Raw genomic sequence first — 1204 nt, 5'->3', positions numbered from 1 at the left:
CGGTTCGGCAAGCGTGACGTTCCCTATCGTGATCTGCCCATCCACGGCAAGCGGGTCACTCTCTGGGTGGTCCGCCGCCGATACACCTGCCGGGCCTGCAAGACAACATTCAGGCCCCAGCTACCGGAGATGGTGGACGGATTCCGTATGACACTGCGGCTGCATGAGTACGTGGAGAAGGAATCCTTCAACCACCCCTACACCTTTGTGGCGGCACAGACCGGCCTGGACGAGAAGACGGTGCGCGACATCTTCAACGCCCGCGCCGAGTTCCTGGGGCGCTGGCACCGCTTCGAGACGCCCCGCATCCTGGGCATTGACGAGCTATACCTGAACAAGCGCTACCGCTGCATTCTGACCAACATTGAGGAGCGAACCCTGCTCGACCTGCTGGCCACCCGCCGCCAGGACGTGGTGACCAACTACCTGATGAAGCTGAAAGACCGGCAGAAGGTCGAGATCGTCAGCATGGACATGTGGAACCCCTACCGGGCAGCGGTCAAGGCTGTGCTGCCCCAGGCCCGTATCGTGGTCGATAAGTTCCATGTGGTGCGCATGGCCAACGATGCCCTAGAGAGAGTGCGCAAGGGCCTCAGAAAGGAGCTGAAACCGTCCCAGAGCCGGACTCTCAAGGGAGACCGGAAAATCCTGCTGAAACGCGCTCACGAAGTCTCAGACCGGGAGCGCCTCATCATGGAGACCTGGACAGGCGCGTTCCCGCAACTGCTGGCCGCCTACGAGCACAAGGAGCGCTTCTACGGCATCTGGGACGCCACCACACGGCTCCAGGCAGAAGCCGCCCTGGACGAGTGGATAGCCACCATCCCGAAGGGCCAAAAGGAAGTCTGGAGCGATCTGGTCAGGGCAGTGGGAAACTGGCGCGAAGAGACCATGACCTACTTCGAGACGGACATGCCCGTCACCAACGCTTACACGGAGTCCATCAACCGACTGGCCAAGGACAAGAACCGTGAAGGGCGCGGTTACTCCTTCGAGGTGATGCGGGCACGAATGCTCTACACCACGAAGCACAAGAAGAAGGCACCGACTGCGAAGGTCTCTCCTTTCTACAAGAAAACCATCGGTTACGGACTGCCGGACTTCGCAGAGGAACTCAACTACGGAGTCGATCTATCAACCATCTGAGGGTGGTATCAGATTGATGGGGTGAAGGTGCCCCATCAACCATTAAATCCGTATACCC

1 protein-coding gene is annotated in these 1204 nt (G+C 59.6%); it reads left to right on the top strand.

The window, feature by feature from the left end; all coding sequences use genetic code 11:
- The coding region (locus tag ACGLHT_RS29960) for an ISL3-like element ISPpu12 family transposase (protein WP_052150491.1) at positions 1-1146 on the top strand (1146 nt) is incomplete at its 5' end.
- Positions 1147-1204: the final 58 nt, after the last annotated feature.

Source organism: Pseudomonas sp. PsB (assembly GCF_043658375.1).
Taxonomy (GTDB): Bacteria; Pseudomonadota; Gammaproteobacteria; order Pseudomonadales; family Pseudomonadaceae; genus Aquipseudomonas; species Aquipseudomonas putida_Z.
Note: the sequence above shows the minus strand (reverse complement) of the source record. Positions and strands in the feature narration are given on the sequence as shown.